The 1,747-nt window shown below is 70.0% G+C and carries 1 protein-coding gene and 1 pseudogene; one reads left to right on the plus strand and one right to left on the minus strand.

The window, feature by feature from the left end; genetic code table 11:
• Nucleotides 1-224, minus strand: a pseudogene (locus APM_RS10065) (hypothetical protein); the annotation flags it as partial.
• A 264-nt stretch (nucleotides 225-488) separates the two neighbouring features.
• Between APM_RS10065 and APM_RS10070 the strand changes: the two are divergent.
• On the plus strand, nucleotides 489-1,747 hold a 1,259-nt coding region (locus tag APM_RS10070), incomplete at its 3' end, for a DEAD/DEAH box helicase (RefSeq protein WP_039888259.1).

Below are 1,747 nucleotides of genomic sequence, written 5' to 3' on the forward strand. Positions count from 1 at the left end.
GTTAGGGTGGTCGCGCCTTGCCGGTGCGGTGCCGCCGCGGCCGCGTCCGGCGCCTCGCCGGCGATCTCGAGCGTCGCCGCCATCGCATCCGGCAGATGCCGCGCGCTGCCGGTCACCGAGAGGGTGAGGGTGGTCGCGCCTTGCCGGTGCGGTGCCGCCGCGGCGGCGAGCGGTGCCGCGAGCAGGGCGGCGGCCAGCGGGAGAAGCGCGGTGAATCGGGCCATGGTTGTCTCCTTCCGGGCAGCGCCGTCGTGCCGTCCGCGGCCGCTCCGGCGCGGGCGGGGCGTCCAGCCTAACACGCCCCCGGCGTTCCGGGCAGGCCGCGCGCCAGCCCGCCATTCACTTGACTTTTCGGCGGTCAGAACGGATATCAACGATCTCGGGGCAGACGCAACTGCGCCCCCGTCTCGCGTCTGGCCGCTCCGCAACGAATCGGGAGCGAGCGGATGCGGGCACTCCTGCTCCTCTTGTCCGAATTGGTCTGAATATTGTCCGAGTCCAGGGATTTCGTGCCGCACCCACAGGAAGACGCCGCCGCCGAGGCTGCCGAAACGCCGCCCGCCTCCGGCTTCGCGTCGCTCGGCCTGTCCGAGCCGATCCTCAAGGCCCTTGAGGAAAAGGGCTATCTGAACCCGACCCCGATCCAGGAACAGGCGATCCCGACCGTGCTCATGGGGCGGGACGTTCTCGGCTGCGCGCAGACCGGCACCGGCAAGACCGCGAGCTTCACCCTGCCGATGCTCGACATTCTCTCCGGCTCCCGCGCCCGGGCGCGGATGCCGCGCTCCCTCATCCTCGAGCCGACGCGCGAGCTCGCCCTCCAGGTCGCCGAGAATTTCGTCCAGTACGGCAAGCACCTGAAGCTCAACCATGCGCTGCTGATCGGCGGCGAGAGCATGGGCGAGCAGCGCGACGTGCTGACCCGCGGGGTCGACGTGCTGATCGCCACCCCCGGCCGCCTGATCGACATCTTCGAGCGCGGCGGCCTGCTGCTGTCGGACGTGCGGGTGCTGGTGATCGACGAGGCCGACCGCATGCTCGACATGGGGTTCATCCCCGATATCGAGCGGATCGTCTCCCTCCTGCCAACCATGCGGCAGACGCTCTTTTTCTCCGCCACCATGGCCCCCGAAATCCGCCGCCTGGCCGACGCGTTCCTCTCGAACCCGAAGCAGATCACCGTCTCCCGCCCGGCCACCGTCGCCACCACGATCACCGAAGGCCTGTCGCTGGTCGCCACGCACGACAAGCGCGAGGCCCTGCGCCGGCTGATCCGCACCGAGGACGTGCAGAACGCGCTCGTCTTCTGCAACCGCAAACGCGATGTCGACATTCTCTGCAAGTCGCTGACGCGGCACAAATTCTCGGCCGGCATGCTGCATGGCGACATGCCGCAATCCGCCCGCTTCGCGACCCTCGAGCGCTTCAAGGCCGGCGAGATCCGCCTGCTGGTCTGCTCCGACGTCGCCGCCCGCGGCATCGATATCGGCGGCCTGTCGCATGTCTTCAATTTCGACGTCCCGCACCACGCCGAGGATTACGTCCACCGCATCGGCCGCACCGGACGGGCGGGAATGCAGGGCCGCGCCCTGACCCTCGCCACGCCGGCCGACCGCGCCGCGGTCGACGCGATCGAATTGCTGATCGGCCACCCGATTCCCCGCCTCGCCGTGGACGGTCTCGATCCCGTCGAGTGGGAGGAGGCCGAATCCAGGGGCCGCCGCCGGGGCGGCAAGCCCGCCGCCAA

The organism is Acidiphilium sp. PM (genome assembly GCF_000219295.1).
Classification (GTDB): domain Bacteria; phylum Pseudomonadota; class Alphaproteobacteria; order Acetobacterales; family Acetobacteraceae; genus Acidiphilium; species Acidiphilium multivorum.